Source organism: Nitrospirae bacterium CG2_30_53_67 (assembly GCA_001873285.1).
Taxonomy (GTDB): domain Bacteria; phylum CG2-30-53-67; class CG2-30-53-67; order CG2-30-53-67; family CG2-30-53-67; genus CG2-30-53-67.
Genome location: MNYV01000131.1, coordinates 1 through 15,389 on the forward strand (window position 1 = coordinate 1; position 15,389 = coordinate 15,389).

The window sequence follows — 15,389 nt, forward strand, 5'->3', positions numbered from 1 at the left end:
TGCCCGGGCTTCTCCAGGGCGCCGTTCAGACAGATCCCTTCTTCTTCCTGAATCAGATGAATGATACGCTGTCCCATCCTGCCCATGGCGCCGGTGACCACCGCTCTGATCATAAACACCTCTCTATAAAAATTATTCGGCTCTTCGCGTAAGAGTGTGGGTTGATTCCAATAACAAAAACCTTGTCATTCCCCGACCCCCGATCGCAGTCGAGGGCAGGCTTGATCGGGGAATCCACCCTTCGACAGGCTCAGGGTGACCATTGTCATGGTGAGCTTGTCGAACCATGGATTGTCCGGTCGAGCCGGACAATGACGAAATTTAAAACCGGGCAATAGACCTGCTTGTGCAATGGCAGATGGGTATTAGCTCAGCAGTGTCCTCTTTTTCCCCGGTTCCTTCTCCCTCCGGATTTCAGCGCCCAGACCTTGCAGCTTCTGCTCGATCCTCTCGTACCCTCGATCAATGTGATAGATCCTGGAAACCGTGGTTTCGCCCCGGGCCGCAAGCCCGGCCAAAATCAGGGAGGCGCTGGCCCGGAGGTCCGTAGCCATGAGAGGGGCCCCGCTTAAGTGTTCCACCCCTCGAACCACGGCGCTGTTTCCTTGCACGAGGATATCCGCTCCCATTCTGTGGAGCTCGGCCACATGCATGAACCGGTTCTCAAACACGGTCTCGGTGATCACGCTGGTCCCGCAAGCGATCGTCATCAGGGCCATGAACTGGGCCTGCATATCCGTGGCAAATTCCGGATAGACCCCGGTCTTTACATCCACGGCATGGAGATCCCCGGATCTTCTGATCCGGATGTCGCGGCCCATGATAGAAATCTCCGCCCCGGCCTCTCTGAGTTTGTTGATCACGGCATCCAGTTGCTCAGGGCGGCATCCTTCAACGGTGATATCTCCTCCGGTGATGGCCCCTGCCGCAAGAAACGTTCCGGTCTCGATTCTGTCGGGCATGATCTCATATGACATGCCCGAAAGGCCCTCCACGCCCTGGATCTCGATGCGGTCGCTTCCCGCCCCATAGATCCTTGCACCCATACGATTCAGGACGGAAGCGAGCTCCCCGACTTCCGGCTCACAGGCGGCATTTTCTATGACCGAGGTCCCCTTTGCCAGCGAGGCGGCCATCATGATATTCATGGTTCCGGTGACGGTGGGAAAATCCAGGGTGATCTTTGCGCCCTTGAGCACGGAGGCCTCGGCACAGGCATACCCTTTCTCAATGCGGATCCTGGCGCCCAGCTTTTCAAGGCCCATCAGGTGAATATTAATGGGCCTGGCGCCGATGGCGCATCCGCCGGGCAGGGAGACCTCGGCTCGGCCGAACCGGGCGAGCAAAGGCCCCAGCACCAGTACCGATGCCCGCATGGTCTTGACCAGTTCATAGGAGGCCCGGTAACCTTGGACCCCGCCGGCGTAAAGTTCCATCCTTCCGGGTTCAGGCTGCTCGACCGCGACCCCGAGATCGCTGAGAAGAACGGACATGGTATTCACGTCCCTGAGCGCCGGCACATTGGACAGGGAACACCGGCCCTGACAGAGCAGGGACGCGGCCATGATCGGAAGGGCGGCGTTCTTTGCCCCGCTGACCCTGACCTTTCCCATCAAAGGGGCGCCGCCCCGGATCACGATCCGTTCCATGTGAAACCTCTTTTTTGGTTCTTCTCCCATCTAGTGGGTAAGAAGGGTTCGAGGGTTCCAGGGGTCAAGGGGTCAAGTGAAATACTGTAACGCAAGCAAAATCTCCAGATAAAAACACTGGAACCCTTGACCCATGATGTTTTTAGCACTTCACTCGACCCCTTGAATCCTTGGCCCCTCGGACCCTCAAGTCTTGAAAATCACCTCACTTGACCCCTGGAATCCTTGACCCCTTGACCCCTGATGTTTTCACCCACTCTTTTGGAGATGATCTTCTTCTCTAAACCATGGGATCAGGGCTCGGCAAAGGGTATGAGGGCGATATTACGGGCCCTTTTGATGGCCTCGGTCAGGATGCGCTGATGGGGTGCGCAATTCCCGGAGATCCTTCTCGGAATGATCTTCCCCCGCTCGGTGATGAAATTTCTCAGCAGCCGCATGTCCTTGTAGTCAACCGAGTCAATCTTGTTCTCGCATAAGCGGCAGACTTTTTTTCGGTAAAAAAATTTTTTCTTCTTTTTGGGATCTTGCTCCCGTTCCCGGTATGCCATACGTTACTCTCCTATCTCTGACGGCTTCGTAAAAAGTCCGCCTGCGGCGTTACGCTTCATCCTTCGTCATTGCAGCGTACCTCTCAGTACGCCTCATTCCTCAGGATTCGCAAGCCTTGCATCCGGAGCTTTTTACTGTGCCGTCCCATTTTAGGACTTTTTACGAGTCCCTCATCTCCGCCTGTTGCGGAGGCGTGCCGGACAAGGACTCTTCGCCCTGTTTGAGCGAAGCGGTCTGCAGCGCCTCCTTCTCGATTCTGAGGGACATGAATTTTATGACGCTGTCATTGACGCGGTAATTTCTCTCAAGCTCATGGAGAACGCCGCCGCTCCCCAAAAACTGCATGAGCACATAACGACCTTTCTTGTGCTTCTTCACGTCGTAGGCGAGCTTTTTCACTCCCCAGTCATCCACGATATGGATCTCCCCGCCCTGCTTTCGGACAACTTCAGCCATGGTCTCTTTGATTTTTTCGGTCTCTTCAGGTGAGAGTTCGGGGTTGAGGATAAAAATGGATTCGTAGTAGTTCATGATCACCTCCTTTTGGATATCAAGCCCCGGAACGTGTCCGGAGCAAGGGGTTATAATGACCTGAATGTTTCAGGTCTTTTTTCGTGCGGCTTCATGTATATCACAGTGAGCGTCTTGGTTTCAAGCGTTTTTTTGCTTGATGCTTTTTTTTGCCTGAACCGAAAAAAGGCCCCCTCTCCAGGAAAAGAGGGTGGCCTGATAGTCTTATTCAGGGGTCTTTTCACACAACTATTGGCAACTGTAAAACAAATGTCCTATATGCGCCGCTGGTTATCCTCCTCACCCTCCCCTCTCCCCCTTTCTTTGAAGGGGGAGAGGATAAAGGTGAGGGGGTCCGAGATCATAGGACATTACCAAATCCTTCCTCGACTACCGAAAACTTCCCCTCCTCATAGGTGATTCTGCTGTGATCCGCCCGCCACAATTCCCTTTACAAATCCAATAGTACTTGATAAATGAGTACTTGCTGGACAAGAATCAGTTGTACGTCAATCTCTCCGAGATAGACGACGCGCAGTCTAACGATAAGGAGAAGGCGATGAAGCAGGCATTCTCCGGAGAAACGTACGAGTAATCCTGACAGATTCTGCACAGCGAAAAAAGGCCCCTTCCTTTGGAGAAAGGGGCCTTAAAACGCCATGGACCGTAAAAACTACCGGCCGGCCAGGGCCACAAGCGGCGCAATCACCAGGGAAACAATGGACATGAGTTTGATCAAAATATTCATGGCCGGTCCCGATGTATCCTTGAAGGGATCGCCGATGGTGTCTCCCACCACCGCGGCCTTGTGGGCGTCCGAACCCTTGCCGCCGAGGTTCCCTTTTTCAATATACTTCTTGGCATTGTCCCAGGCGCCGCCGCCGTTTCCCATGAAGAGGGCCATGAGAACTCCGGTCACCGTGGCGCCGGCCAGCATCCCCCCGAGGGCTTCAGGACCGAGAACAAATCCCACAACTAAGGGGAGAATGACCGCCGTAAGTCCGGGCACGATCATCTCCCGAATGGCGGCAGCAGCGCTGATATCCACGCACTTCTTGGAATCAGGCTTGACATCGGGCTTTCCTTCGAGAAGGCCGGGGATCTCCCTGAACTGACGCCGGATCTCTTCGACCATTTTCATGGCGGCCTTGCCCACCGAGGTCATGGTCATCGCGGCGACCAGGAAGGGGATAATACCTCCGATAAAGAGGCCGATCACCACCTTGGCGTCGGTCACAATAATCTGCATCGATTGAAGACCGTTTCCGACCCGGGTATGATCAACGGCCTGGGTATAGGCGGAAAAAAGGGCCAGCGCCGTGAGCGCCGCAGAACCAATGGCAAACCCTTTGCCGATGGCCGCCGTGGTATTTCCCAGTGCATCCAGGGCGTCGGTGATCTTACGGGTTTCCTTACCCAGCCCGGCCATCTCGGAGATTCCGCCTGCGTTATCGGCCACGGGCCCATAGGCGTCCACGGACATGGTGATTCCCACGGTTGCGAGCATGCCCACAGCCGAGATCCCGATACCGTAGAGTCCTGCCACCTTGTCGGCGACATAGATGGCCGCGCAGATGATCAGAACCGGAATCGCCGTACTCTCAAGACCCACGGCAAGCCCCGTGATCACATTGGTGGCGGCGCCGGTCTTGCTGGACTCGGCGATCCGGACGATGGGACCGGCAGAGGTGTAATATTCAGTGACAAGACCGATGAAGATCCCGGCCAATGTCCCGACAAGCACGGCCCAGAACGCGGAATTATGCACCTCCATGGTGGTCACAACAAACCAGGCAAGGATCAGAAAGAGGCCTGCGGCCACAAACGTGGAATAACGCAGGGCCGCTGCCGGGCTCCAGTTCTGCATGATCTTCATGGAAAGAATGCCGATCAATGAGGCCACAAGCCCGAACATGGCCAGGATGATGGGTAGGCTCATATAACTCGACTTCAGGGCCGCGGTGATATGCGGATCGGTTTCCAGGGCGGTCGCAGCGATGGCGATGGTGGCGACGATGGATCCCACGTAGGACTCGAAGATGTCGGCGCCGAGGCCTGCCACGTCACCCACGTTATCACCTACGTTGTCGGCGATCACACCGGGGTTCCTGGGGTCGTCCTCGGGAATGCCGGCCTCAATTTTCCCGACCAGATCCGCTCCCACGTCAGCAGACTTGGTGTAGATCCCGCCGCCCACACGGGCGAAGAGGGCGATGGAGCTCGCTCCCATGGCGAATCCGTTGATGTTTGCAATCGCCAGCTGATTCGCCGGATCATGACCGAAAAAGTAATATGCAATCCCCAGGCCCATGATCCCGAGGCTGGCCACGGCAAGCCCCATGATGGCGCCGCCGCTGAATGCCATGGAAAGGGCCGGCCCGTGGTTCGGCTTGTTGGCCTCGGCGGCCTGAGCCGTTCTCACATTGGCGATGGTCGCCCCATTCATCCCGATAAAGCCGGCCAGGATGGAGCAGATCGCTCCGCCCACAAAACAAAAGGCGGTCATGATGCTCACCTTCCAGGTTAACAGGATAAAGACGATCACGATGAAGCCGGCAAGGACCTTGTACATGCGGAACAGGAAGACCAGGGCCCCATCATGGATCTGATCGGCAATATCTTTCATTCTTTCATTTCCCGCAGGCTTGGCCTTGAGCGATGAGAAGATGATGAACGCAAAGATCAGCCCGATGATCCCGATCAAAGGTGCAAGATTCGTGTTAAGAAGCATGGACATTTTCCGTTCCTCCTCTGCAAAAAAAATTAGAAAATCCATCGAAAAACTTAAAATTAATCCCGGAAAACTAAAAACCTTAAAATTAGAATATTGATATTTAAATATATCTCTAAAAAAGTAAAGTTAGAATTTCTTATAGTTTTGTTAGTAAATATTATCGTTGAGTTTTCATGCTATGGGAATCTCATTTTGTGTTATGAATGAAAATGGTTCATGGCTTCAGTCATTCCATGTAAAACAAGGTATTCCATGATATCCGCCGCTTTCTCGGCCCATTTCCGAGACTCGGCAGGGTCTGGAAAATTTCTTAACACATAGTCCGCCGGGTCCTCGCCCGCTTCAGGACGTCCGATACCGATTCGGATCCGGACAAAATCGGCCCCGCATATTTCGATAATGGAGCGGAGCCCGTTGTGACCGCCGTGACCGCCTCCCTTCTTGATTTTGATTCGGCCTCGCTCCAGGTCTATATCGTCGTGGACCACGATTACGGATCCGATATGGACCTTGTCCTTACCCATGAGCGAGGCTAACGCCTCTCCGCTCCGGTTCATGAAGGTCTGCGGCTTGGCCAGCAGGACCGGAATGCCGCCCATCTCTGCTTTCCCGACCAGGGACTTGCAACTCCTGTGCCGGAGCCGCATCCCTGCTCTCTTGGCCAACTCGTCAACGACCAGAAACCCGATATTGTGCCGGTGCTTCTGGTACTTGCGTCCCGGATTTCCGAGCCCGACGATCATGCGAAGATCCATGCCTGTGAGCCTTTTGCAATGGGACTTCTACCGACTTAGCGGCCTTTCATGCAGATTCGCAAAGAATGTCCGGCCGGTTCACACATGGATGAAATGAATGGCGCTCAACTCTTGGACCCGGGTTTCTTTTCGGTCGCATCGGGCTTTTCCGGGGCCTCTCCTTCGGGAGCAGCCCCCTCTTCAGCAACAGCCCCTTCCACGGCCTCAGCCGGTTTGGCCGCCTCCTCCACCACAGGCGCCAGAACCGAATAGAGCACCTGATCTCCTGGCGTCAGAACCTTGACCCCCAGGTCCGGCAGATCCGAGACATGAATCGCATCTCCCACATCCAGATTGGAGCAGTCAACCTGGAAAAACTCTGGAATTTCGTGGGGGAGGCATTCGATCTCCACGTGGCTCAAGGCATGGGTCAGAATCCCGCCCTTTTTGCACCCCTCAGGCGTGCCTCCCTCTGCCTTGACCTCCACCACGACCTTGATCTTCTGGTCCATGGAGACCTCAAAGAGGTCGGCATGAATCGGCACGCGTTGGATCGGATCCATCTGGACGTCCTTCAAGAGAGCCATCTTCTTGTTTCCGTCTATGGTGATCTCCAGGATGGCATTGAACCCGGCCTCGGATTTTAAAACCTGCTGTAAATCCTTGAGCCGGACGGTGAGGCTTCGGATGACTTCGTGTCCATACATCACGGCCGGAACCATTCCCATCCGCCGGAGTTTCCTGGCCGCCCCTTTGCCTGCCGCTTCCCTTGATAAAACTTCGAGTGAAATCGTTTTCATCTTGCACCTCTATATATCATGTTTCTTATTCAAAAAGTGTACTGATCGTGGTCTCTTCATGAATATTCTGAATGGCTTTGGAAAAGAGTTCTCCAATGGAGAGGATCACGATCTTTTTGCACTGATCCCCTTTCTTGAAGGGGATACTGTTGGTCGCTACAACCTTGTTCAGGGCCGATTCATTGATCCGGGTCAGGGCCGGGCCTGACAGGACCGGATGCGTACAGCACGCGGAGACGCTCATGGCCCCCTGGTTCATAATCGCGCTGGATGCTTCAGCCAGAGTTCCTGCGGTATCCACCATGTCATCCAGGATCAATGCCTTTTTCCCTTCCACTTCACCGATCAGGTTCATGACCTTGGATTCATTGGGCATGGTACGCCGCTTGTCAATGATGGCGAGAGAGGCATTGAGCCGTTTGGCAAAGGCCCGGGCGCGTTGCACGCCGCCCGCATCCGGTGAGACCACCACGCAGCCCTCCCCATGCATTCCGTTCTTTCGAAAATAGTCGAGGAGTATCGGAGCGGAATACAGGTTGTCCACCGGGATATTGAAAAACCCTTGAATCTGACCCGCGTGCAGGTCCATGGTTAAGACGCGATTCGCTCCTGCGGTGGTGATGAGATCGGCCACAAGCTTGGCGGTGATGGGAACCCTCGGAAGGACCTTACGGTCCTGCCTGGCATAGCCGTAATAAGGAAGAACGGCCGTAATGCGGCGGGCCGAAGCCCTCTTCATGGCATCGATCATGATCAGGAGTTCCATCAGGTTGTGATTGACCGGGTTACAGGTGGATTGGACCACAAAAACATCCCGGCCTCTCACGTTTTCATTGATCTGCACCATGATCTCACCGTCGCTGAAGGTGCTGACCTCGGCATCTCCCAGAGAAATATTCAAATGCCCGCAGATTTCTTTTGCAAGCTCCGGATCGGAGTTTCCGGAAAAGATCTTCATCCCGCATGATCCTTTCTTGTGTCACATTCAAGAAGTGCCTTTTAACAAAAAGCTTGACTTCACTAAACATTTTTAGTTCTTCTCCCCTTTAATGGGGAAAAAAGGGTTCGAGGATTCCAGGGGTCCAGGGGTCAAGTGAAATGCTGAAACGCAAGCAAAATCTCCAGAGAAAAACACTGGATCCCAAGATGCCTTAGTGTAGTAGCCGTCGCAGACGGCAATGATATAGAAAAGCGGGACACGCGAAGCGTAACCCTTGACCCATAGGACCCTCGGCCCCTTATATTTTTAGCACTTCACCCCGTTAGAGGACAACCTCTAACGGGGTTCACTTGACCCCTGGAATCCTTGACCCCTTGACCCCTAATGTTTTCACCCGCTCTTTTGGATATGATCTAAATTTTATAAACATGGCTCGGGGGCAGGGATTCGAACCCCGATAGCCAGAACCAAAATCTGGAGTCCTACCGTTGGACGACCCCCGATTTCTATTTCCCGGTCTATGGACATAGTAAAAGGTGCGCCTCGGCTTCGGCCATCAGGATCCGCTCCCCTCTCCCAATCCCATAGTCCGGCTCTTGATGACCGTCCAATATTCGCTCAATACTTTTTCTTGAATTCTCTCGCGTGTCTCCGTATCCAGGGGATGCGCCGTATCCTTAAACGTCCCGTCCGACCGGCGTCGGCTGGGCATGGCCACAAAGATCCCTTTTCGTCCCTCGATCACTTTTAAATCTCGAACCACAAAACAATCATCAATGGTAATCGTTGCATAAGCCTTCAGCATCTTGTCTGCTACCGGAAAGATGTGAACCTCTGTAATTTCCATACAGTTGACATCACCACCTTTCTGCCGTTGAAAGATGTTCCTTAGTGGTCCTGTTCGTAAATATGGTGACGCACCGAGAGGATCGTAGGGCGGTCTCATCAAGGCACGCGACTGAGGCGTACCCTCTGTGGTACGTCGCAAGGAGCGTAACGCAGAGGAGACCGCCCTACGGCACTCGAATGCCACCGTATTTACGAATAGGGCCACTTACATTGGCTTCTATTCAAGCGATTCCGGCAAGGCGCTCAGCGTATGTATCATAAAAACCGATAGATCTTTTTTTTCTCCTAATTGCTGTTTTACGGCTCTGGCCGGATCCTCATCTGAAAAGGCCCCGAAAATAGCCGGCCCGCTTCCTGACATCAGGACATGCAGAGCACCCGAAGTTTCAAGTGTTTCTTTGATCTGCTTCAGGCATGGGTAAGCCTTAAAGGTTGCTCTTTCCAAATCGTTCTCTAAACAAATCCCGCCCGCACAGGAAACGGCGGGGAAAAACTTGGGTATGCTAATATTTTTATGTTCTATTGTCAACCCTAATTTTAGGTTCTGATATGCCCATGCCGTTGAAACTTTAAAACCCGGATAAATGAGGAGAATCCATAGGGGGGGAGATGGGGGAGAAAGTTTTTCAAGTATTTCTCCCCTCCCTGTTGCATAGGCCGAGGGGGAGAAGAGAAAGAAGGGAACATCCATGCCGATCTTCCCGGCCAGATCCATGAGCCTCTCCCTGGGAAAACCGAGATCCCACAACCGGTTCAACCCGATCAGGGTTGCTGCGGCATCGCTGCTCCCCCCTCCCAGGCCGGCGGCAATGGGTATCCTCTTGGTCAGCCGTATCCGGACCGCCGGGAATTTTCCTGATTCCCTCGCCAACAACTCTGCCGCCCGATAGATCAGATTCTCTTCGCCGACAGGGAGATCGTCCCGATCGGTTTCGATCCGGATCCCGGTCCCTCCCTCTTGAATCAATAGATCGTCAAACAGAGAGATCATTTGCAGCACGGTCTCAATCTCGTGGTATCCGTCCGGCCTTTTCTTGAGGACGCGCAACCCGAAATTTATTTTTGCAGGCGCCCTCACCGCCGCCTGATTCATGGCCGATGGTCTCCATTCATATTCGTGGTTTCGAAAAGGCTCCCCTCTATAGCCTGATTCAGCAAAAGTGAACGGTATCGGAGTGTGAGCTCCACACCTTCAGAGCCGCTATAAGTGATATGGTAGGGGATGGAGATCCCCTCCACCGCTCGGAAATCGTCAAATACAAGCGTTTCCACGGGGCTGCCTTTTGCATTGAGCCGTTCCCAGCGGATGATCCGCCCGGCCGGATCCATCCAGACCTTCTGGATGACACGGCGGTCATTTAGGATTTTCAGCATGGTTTCTTCATGATCCGGCTCAATTAGGATATGATCCGGCTCCAGGGGTGGAAGGGGCGGTCTTCCCATGAGAATCCGGATAAGATCCGGTATGGAGAGGTCCAAGCCGAGGAATCGCTTCAGGGGTCCCGGTTCCGAAGCAAATTCATAGGTCTTGAATTCTCCGGGGACCACAAAAACCCCTCTTTTCCCTCTTGAAATCATCAGAAGCTGCAGTCCGCCTGCGGGATTCCAGGATTCGAGCCGGACGGCGTCCGGTATCTGTAAAAGGATCACCTCTTCCATGGCGTCGCGGCCTGCTGATGTCCGGATGGACACCCTGGCCGTTCCGGTGAGCGTGTGAATACGTTGGGTCTCCTCTCGCATTTGTTGGATCATCTTCTGGTGAAGGATGATCTGGTCCGGGAGAAGAAACCATCTGGTTTTGGGGACACAGCCGCAAAACAAGATCAGGAGCGACAAAAAAGATAAAACCGATTTCCTCACATCCCCCTCTAAGTGGCCCTGTTCGTAAATATGGTGACGTACCGAGAGGGTCGTAGGGCGGTCTCATCAAGGCGCGCGACTGAGGCGTACCCTCTGGTACACCGCAAGGAGCGCAACTTTGATCCGACCGCCCTACGACCCTCGAATACCATCGTATTTACGAATAGGGCCACTAAGGCAATCCGTTATTCAGTTTATTGAGAAGAGACGGGTCATCAGGATTCGTCTTGAGCGCCTTCTCCCAATATTCCCTGGCCTTTTCAGGGTACCCGGCCTTGAAATAAGCATCCCCCAAATGCTCGGTCACGACAGGATCTCCAGGGAGATTCCCGTTGGATTGCTCCAGATATTTTACGGCATCATCAAAGCGGCCCATTTTAAAGTAGATCCATCCGAGGCTATCCAGATAATAGGCGTCTTCGGGTCGGATCTTGAGCGCTCGGACAATCAGGTCCTCGGCCTCTTTCAGGTTGATCCCTTTTTCAGCAAACATGTACCCCAGGTAGTTGAGGGCATTGCCGTTATCCGGGTTCAGTTCAATGGTCTTGCGGAAGGCCGCAACCGCATCATCAAAACGTTTCAGCCTTTCATAAACCACCCCTAACTGAAAATAGAGATTATCGTTATTCCCGTTCAGCCGGACGGCCTCCTGAAGGACCTCAACGGCCTTGGTGTCTTCTTTTTTAATGGAATAGATCATGCCGAGATACAAAAGGACTTCCGGATTGTCCGGCAGCTTTTCCCGGGTCTCCATCAGGAGAGTCACGGCCTTTTCCAGGCGGTCCATTTTTTGATAAAGCTGCGCCAGGCGGAAAATCGTATCCAGATCGTCCGGCATCATGGAAAGGACCTCAAGATATTCCTTTTCGGCGAGGTCCAGCTTTTCGGATCCTTCATAGGCCGCACCCAAATAAAAGTGCGCCTTCACGTTTCCCGGCTCCAAGGCCAGGGCAATCCTCAGCTCCTCGACCGCACGGCTCAGGTTCTCCTGTTGAAGATAAATCAGGCCCACCTTCAGGTGTGCGTCTGCATTGTTGGGCTCCAGTTCACTCAACTCTTTCAACTGACTCAGGGCCTTATCCATCTGATTCCCCTGGATATAGAGTATACTCAGCCTCTTCTGGATTTGCGTTTGATGGGGGTTGATCTTCAACGCTTTTTTATAGGTCTGAATCGCCTTGTCGTTTTTTTTCTCGATCTCATATAGGATCCCAAGGCTGAGATAGGCCTGCATAAAATCCGGATCCGTGCGTATACTTTTTTCAAAATACCTTCCGGCCCGTGCAAACTCCTTCTGGTTGGCATACACCCGACCAAGATAATAATACCCCAGACTTTCCTGGTTCTTGATCCTTGAGAGTCTCTTGAAAAGTTCCACGGCCGGATCTGTCCGTCCCTGCTGCAGATAGAGGGTTCCGAGAAAGATATAGGCCTCATGTTGTCCGGGATTTAAACGCAGAACTTTTTCATAAATCCGGACGGCATCATCCTGGCGCTTCAAGCTGGAGTAAACCCCGGCCGTCAGCATCAGCAAATTGACCGATTCCGGATCCATGGCAAGGGCCTTTTCGCAGGCATCGGCGGCCTTTTGCAGGTCTCCGTTCTGAAGGTAGAGAGATGCCAGATACGATTCGAGCAAAGGGGAGCCGGGATCAGCTTGCTCCGCCTTTTTAATCTCTTCCAGAGCCCCCTTCTGATCCCCCTTAAGCCGGTACCGGTTCGCATTCAAAAAATGGGCATAGGCCTTAGGAGATGCCGTCCGGACTCTGGTCGGCAGCTCGACTTTGGGTTCAGGAGGCGCCGCCGCACTCTCCGGTCCCACGGCATGATTGAGAATCGAGCAAGCGGAAAGAGTGAGAAGTGTGAAAACAGAAAAAAAGAACCATCTGAACCACATGTTAAAAACTCCTTAAAAAAACATAGGGTTACAATTCTATAAACTTAACTGATTTTGGCTCCATTGTCAAAATAAAAATCTCCGCTTGAATGCGTTTTCGTTTGGCATTATCTTATTTATTATTTTATGATCAGCTCCAAAAGAGTGGGTGAAAACATAAGGTTTCAAGGGATCAAGGATTCCAGGGGTCAAGTGAAGTGCTTTTCAAAAACTTGAGGGTCCGAGTGAAAAGCTTAGCAAGAAGCTGAGGGGTTAACAGATCAAGAGCCCCGGGGGCAGGTGAGATGATAAAAGAATATCTAAATCAAAAAACCCTTGGACCCTATAACCCTTGACCCCTCGACCCCTTTTTAACCACTAAATGGGAGAAGAACCTTTAATTGCCCGCTTTTATTTCGCCCGGAGATAGGGACATGGAACCGCTGATCATTGCGAAACACCTGACCAAAAGATTCGGCGAGGTTGCCGCCGTAAAAGGGGTTGATTTCACAGTCTATAAAGGGGAATGCTTTGGGTTTCTCGGACCCAATGGGGCGGGGAAAACCAGCACGATCCGGATGATTTACGGCTTCTCTCCCATGACCGCAGGCGTCTTGAAGGTCATGGGCATGGACATCCGGACATCGGCAAGATTAATTAAAAAGCATATCGGCGTGGTCTCCCAGGAAAACAATCTGGATACGGACCTGACGCTTATGGAAAACCTCCTGGTCTACTCCCGGTATTTCAACATCCCTAAAAAAGAGGCTTTGACGCGGGCCCGGCAGCTCATCGAATTCATGCAGCTTGGAGATAAAATCCATCATCTGGTAGAACATCTTTCCGGGGGAATGAAACGGCGTCTGGTCCTTGCCCGGGCGCTCATCAATTCTCCGAGCCTCCTCCTTCTGGATGAACCCACGACCGGCCTTGACCCGCAGGCCCGCCATCTGATCTGGCAGAGGCTACGCTCCTTGAAAAAGACCGGGGTTTCCATCATCCTGACCACACACTACATGGAAGAAGCGGCGCAGCTCTGCGACCGGATCGCGGTCATGGACCACGGTAAAATCATTGCAGCGGGCCCGCCCAAGGAGATGATCCTGACGCACGTGGGCGCCGAGATCATTGAACTTCGAATTGCCCCTGAACTGGATGAGGAGATCAGAACCTCGCTTCATGACCTTGAGCTCAAAACCGATCGATTCGACGATACGTTCTATATTTATATCCCGGCGGGAAAGCCCCTCTTCAAAGAACTGACGCACAGGCTGATTCAATACACCCATACGGAAATGGTTCATCGACCGGCAACCCTTGAGGATCTTTTTTTACAGTTGACAGGAAGGGAACTCTCCGAATCATGAAAGAGATATTTAAACTCCCCCGCGTCTCCTGGAGTTGCCTGAGGGTCTGGCAGCGGGACAGAGACGCCTATATGAAATTTTACAAGGTCGGTCTTGTGGGCTCCCTCGGAGATCCGATCCTGTATCTGCTGGCCATGGGGTACGGACTGGGCAATTTTCTGGAACAGATGGAAGGAATGAGTTATGTGAAATTTATCGCTCCCGGTCTGGTGATCTCTTCCGCCATGTTCTCCGCCTCCTTCGAATGCACCTATGGATCCTATTTAAGGATGATTTATCTGAAGACCTATGATGCCATCATCGCCACCCCGCTTTCCATTGAAGACGTGGTGGTCGGTGATATTCTCTGGGGCGCCACCAAAGGCATCATCAACGGCATGATCATGTTCCTGGTCATCTGGGCATTCGGGCTCATCGATTCCTACTGGGCCATAGGCATCCCTTTATTGATTGCCCTCGTTAGTTTCCTGTTTGCCTCTCTCTCCATGATCACCACCGCCTTTGTCCCCAATTTCGAGGCCTTCAATTATTATATTACCATTTTTCTGACTCCCATGTTCTTCTTCTCCGGGGTCTTCTTTCCTTTAACTAAACTCCCGCCATGGGTGACGACCTTGTCGAAGTTCCTGCCCCTGACTTACTCGGTGAACATTTCCCGCGCCCTGATCTATGGAACCCCCTCCTGGATCATCGCCTGGTGGACCCTGCTTCTTTCAGTCCCCGCTTTGATTTCTTTCGGCCTGGCTGTAAATCTGGTTAAGAGACGGGTGATCAAATAAGAATTTTTCAATCTTGACTTGTTATGATTGTTTTGATAGCATAGGGACATTATATTACGAAATGGGAGGATGAGTTCCAATGGCTGTAAAAGCAGGGGCATCTGCAAAGAAAAAACTTTTTGAAAAAATCAAGCAGGACTTAACTGAAAAAAAGAGACTGATCCTGGCCGGGGCCAACGAAGCCATTTCTTCAAAGCTCGGCGCCCAGAATGAGAACCTCCCTGAGCTTGGGGACCAGGCCATGGTGGAGATCGACAGTAATTTTCTGCTCCGCCTCAAGGACCGGGAAAAGCGGCTCCTCACAAAGATTGACCAGGCCTTGGAACGGATTGAAAAAGGAACCTTCGGCATCTGCGAAGAGTGCGGCCAGGAAATCGGCGCTAAGCGGCTGGAGGCGAGACCGGTCACCACCATGTGCATTGAGTGCAAAACCGATCAGGAAGAACGGGAAAAACTCTTGAAGGAATAAGGCCTCCACCTCCTCTTTTTACATAACCTGCTTCTTTGAATTCAAACTTCGATATGGGCGCCAAGCTCTGAAGCCAAACGCCGATATGTTCCTGATGAGCCTATAAAAAAGGCTCCTTGTCTTATTACCTATTCTCCTTTTTTTTCTATTATAGACCCCGTGCTCCTTCTCATGGTCCCCTTTACTGATCATGCAGGCATGGAGTTTTTTTCTTATCGGGAAGTCGAAATTGAAATTCTTCACCCGCAATTTCACGCATTCGAAGAGACG

Annotated in this window: 15 protein-coding genes and 1 tRNA gene; 3 read left to right on the forward strand and 13 right to left on the reverse strand. The window is 52.6% G+C overall.

Translation table 11 applies throughout. The annotated features are described in order from the left end of the window. Positions 1–365: 365 nt before the first annotated feature. The 12 genes from AUK29_08220 to AUK29_08275 form a co-directional block, all read right to left on the reverse strand. Complete coding sequence (locus AUK29_08220) at positions 366–1,649, reverse strand: UDP-N-acetylglucosamine 1-carboxyvinyltransferase (protein OIP62540.1); 1,284 nt, start codon at positions 1,647–1,649, stop codon at positions 366–368. Between the two features lie 293 nt (positions 1,650–1,942). Then, the gene (locus AUK29_08225; GenBank protein OIP62541.1) at positions 1,943–2,200 is read right to left on the reverse strand and encodes a 30S ribosomal protein S18; all 258 of its coding nucleotides are present in this window, start codon (positions 2,198–2,200) and stop codon (positions 1,943–1,945) included. Positions 2,201–2,360: 160 nt separating this feature from the next. Continuing rightward, entirely contained in the window at positions 2,361–2,732 is a 372-nt protein-coding gene (locus tag AUK29_08230) for a 30S ribosomal protein S6 (protein ID OIP62542.1), read from the reverse strand. 652 nt (positions 2,733–3,384) lie between these two features. After that, on the reverse strand, positions 3,385–5,448 hold the full coding sequence (locus AUK29_08235; GenBank protein OIP62543.1) for a sodium-translocating pyrophosphatase: 2,064 nt from the start codon (positions 5,446–5,448) through the stop codon (positions 3,385–3,387). 194 nt (positions 5,449–5,642) lie between these two features. Beyond that, positions 5,643–6,200: an aminoacyl-tRNA hydrolase gene (locus AUK29_08240; GenBank protein ID OIP62544.1), complete on the reverse strand. Its 558-nt coding sequence runs from the start codon at positions 6,198–6,200 to the stop codon at positions 5,643–5,645. 104 nt (positions 6,201–6,304) lie between these two features. Continuing rightward, a complete protein-coding gene (locus AUK29_08245; protein ID OIP62545.1) occupies positions 6,305–6,979 on the reverse strand; it encodes a hypothetical protein in 675 nt (224 codons plus the stop codon). 25 nt (positions 6,980–7,004) lie between these two features. Continuing rightward, a complete protein-coding gene (locus tag AUK29_08250; protein OIP62546.1) occupies positions 7,005–7,937 on the reverse strand; it encodes a phosphoribosylpyrophosphate synthetase in 933 nt (310 codons plus the stop codon). Between the two features lie 411 nt (positions 7,938–8,348). Then, a tRNA-Gln gene (locus tag AUK29_08255) sits at positions 8,349–8,422 on the reverse strand. Between the two features lie 53 nt (positions 8,423–8,475). Continuing rightward, on the reverse strand, positions 8,476–8,766 hold the full coding sequence (locus AUK29_08260) for a septation protein SpoVG (GenBank protein ID OIP62547.1): 291 nt from the start codon (positions 8,764–8,766) through the stop codon (positions 8,476–8,478). 219 nt (positions 8,767–8,985) lie between these two features. Then, a complete protein-coding gene (locus AUK29_08265; GenBank protein OIP62548.1) occupies positions 8,986–9,861 on the reverse strand; it encodes a 4-(cytidine 5'-diphospho)-2-C-methyl-D-erythritol kinase in 876 nt (291 codons plus the stop codon). Beyond that, positions 9,858–10,604, reverse strand: a complete 747-nt coding sequence (locus AUK29_08270; protein ID OIP62549.1) for a hypothetical protein — start codon at positions 10,602–10,604, stop codon at positions 9,858–9,860. Before AUK29_08270 ends, AUK29_08265 begins: the two co-directional genes overlap by 4 nt. 196 nt (positions 10,605–10,800) lie before the next feature. After that, positions 10,801–12,525: a hypothetical protein gene (locus tag AUK29_08275; GenBank protein ID OIP62550.1), complete on the reverse strand. Its 1,725-nt coding sequence runs from the start codon at positions 12,523–12,525 to the stop codon at positions 10,801–10,803. Positions 12,526–12,938: 413 nt separating this feature from the next. Here AUK29_08275 and AUK29_08280 point away from each other — a divergent pair, with 413 nt between their 5' ends. The 3 genes from AUK29_08280 (at position 12,939) to AUK29_08290 (ending at position 15,119) form a co-directional block, all read left to right on the forward strand. Further along, a complete protein-coding gene (locus AUK29_08280) occupies positions 12,939–13,871 on the forward strand; it encodes an ABC transporter (GenBank protein OIP62551.1) in 933 nt (310 codons plus the stop codon). Beyond that, positions 13,868–14,650 carry a hypothetical protein gene (locus tag AUK29_08285; protein ID OIP62552.1) on the forward strand — a complete coding sequence of 261 codons (783 nt, stop codon included), beginning with the start codon at positions 13,868–13,870 and terminating at the stop codon, positions 14,648–14,650. Before AUK29_08280 ends, AUK29_08285 begins: the two co-directional genes overlap by 4 nt. A 79-nt stretch (positions 14,651–14,729) precedes the next feature. Beyond that, complete coding sequence (locus AUK29_08290; GenBank protein ID OIP62553.1) at positions 14,730–15,119, forward strand: hypothetical protein; 390 nt, start codon at positions 14,730–14,732, stop codon at positions 15,117–15,119. Between the two features lie 18 nt (positions 15,120–15,137). Here the strand turns inward: AUK29_08290 and AUK29_08295 are convergent, their stop codons facing one another. Further along, positions 15,138–15,374 (reverse strand): hypothetical protein, encoded by a 237-nt coding sequence (locus tag AUK29_08295; protein OIP62554.1) that lies wholly within the window; start codon positions 15,372–15,374, stop codon positions 15,138–15,140. Positions 15,375–15,389: the final 15 nt, after the last annotated feature.

Bases quoted from the DNA above. Each gene is read 5' to 3' on its own strand.
- AUK29_08220 (OIP62540.1), bottom strand. From the start codon at position 1,649: ATGGAACGGATCGTGATCCGGGGCGGCGCCCCTTTGATGGGAAAGGTC.
- AUK29_08225 (OIP62541.1), bottom strand. From the start codon at position 2,200: ATGGCATACCGGGAACGGGAGCAAGATCCCAAAAAGAAGAAAAAATTT.
- AUK29_08230 (OIP62542.1), bottom strand. From the start codon at position 2,732: ATGAACTACTACGAATCCATTTTTATCCTCAACCCCGAACTCTCACCT.
- AUK29_08235 (OIP62543.1), bottom strand. From the start codon at position 5,448: ATGTCCATGCTTCTTAACACGAATCTTGCACCTTTGATCGGGATCATC.
- AUK29_08240 (OIP62544.1), bottom strand. From the start codon at position 6,200: ATGGATCTTCGCATGATCGTCGGGCTCGGAAATCCGGGACGCAAGTAC.
- AUK29_08245 (OIP62545.1), bottom strand. From the start codon at position 6,979: ATGAAAACGATTTCACTCGAAGTTTTATCAAGGGAAGCGGCAGGCAAA.
- AUK29_08250 (OIP62546.1), bottom strand. From the start codon at position 7,937: ATGAAGATCTTTTCCGGAAACTCCGATCCGGAGCTTGCAAAAGAAATC.
- AUK29_08260 (OIP62547.1), bottom strand. From the start codon at position 8,766: ATGGAAATTACAGAGGTTCACATCTTTCCGGTAGCAGACAAGATGCTG.
- AUK29_08265 (OIP62548.1), bottom strand. From the start codon at position 9,861: ATGAATCAGGCGGCGGTGAGGGCGCCTGCAAAAATAAATTTCGGGTTG.
- AUK29_08275 (OIP62550.1), bottom strand. From the start codon at position 12,525: ATGTGGTTCAGATGGTTCTTTTTTTCTGTTTTCACACTTCTCACTCTT.
- AUK29_08280 (OIP62551.1), top strand. From the start codon at position 12,939: ATGGAACCGCTGATCATTGCGAAACACCTGACCAAAAGATTCGGCGAG.
- AUK29_08285 (OIP62552.1), top strand. From the start codon at position 13,868: ATGAAAGAGATATTTAAACTCCCCCGCGTCTCCTGGAGTTGCCTGAGG.
- AUK29_08290 (OIP62553.1), top strand. From the start codon at position 14,730: ATGGCTGTAAAAGCAGGGGCATCTGCAAAGAAAAAACTTTTTGAAAAA.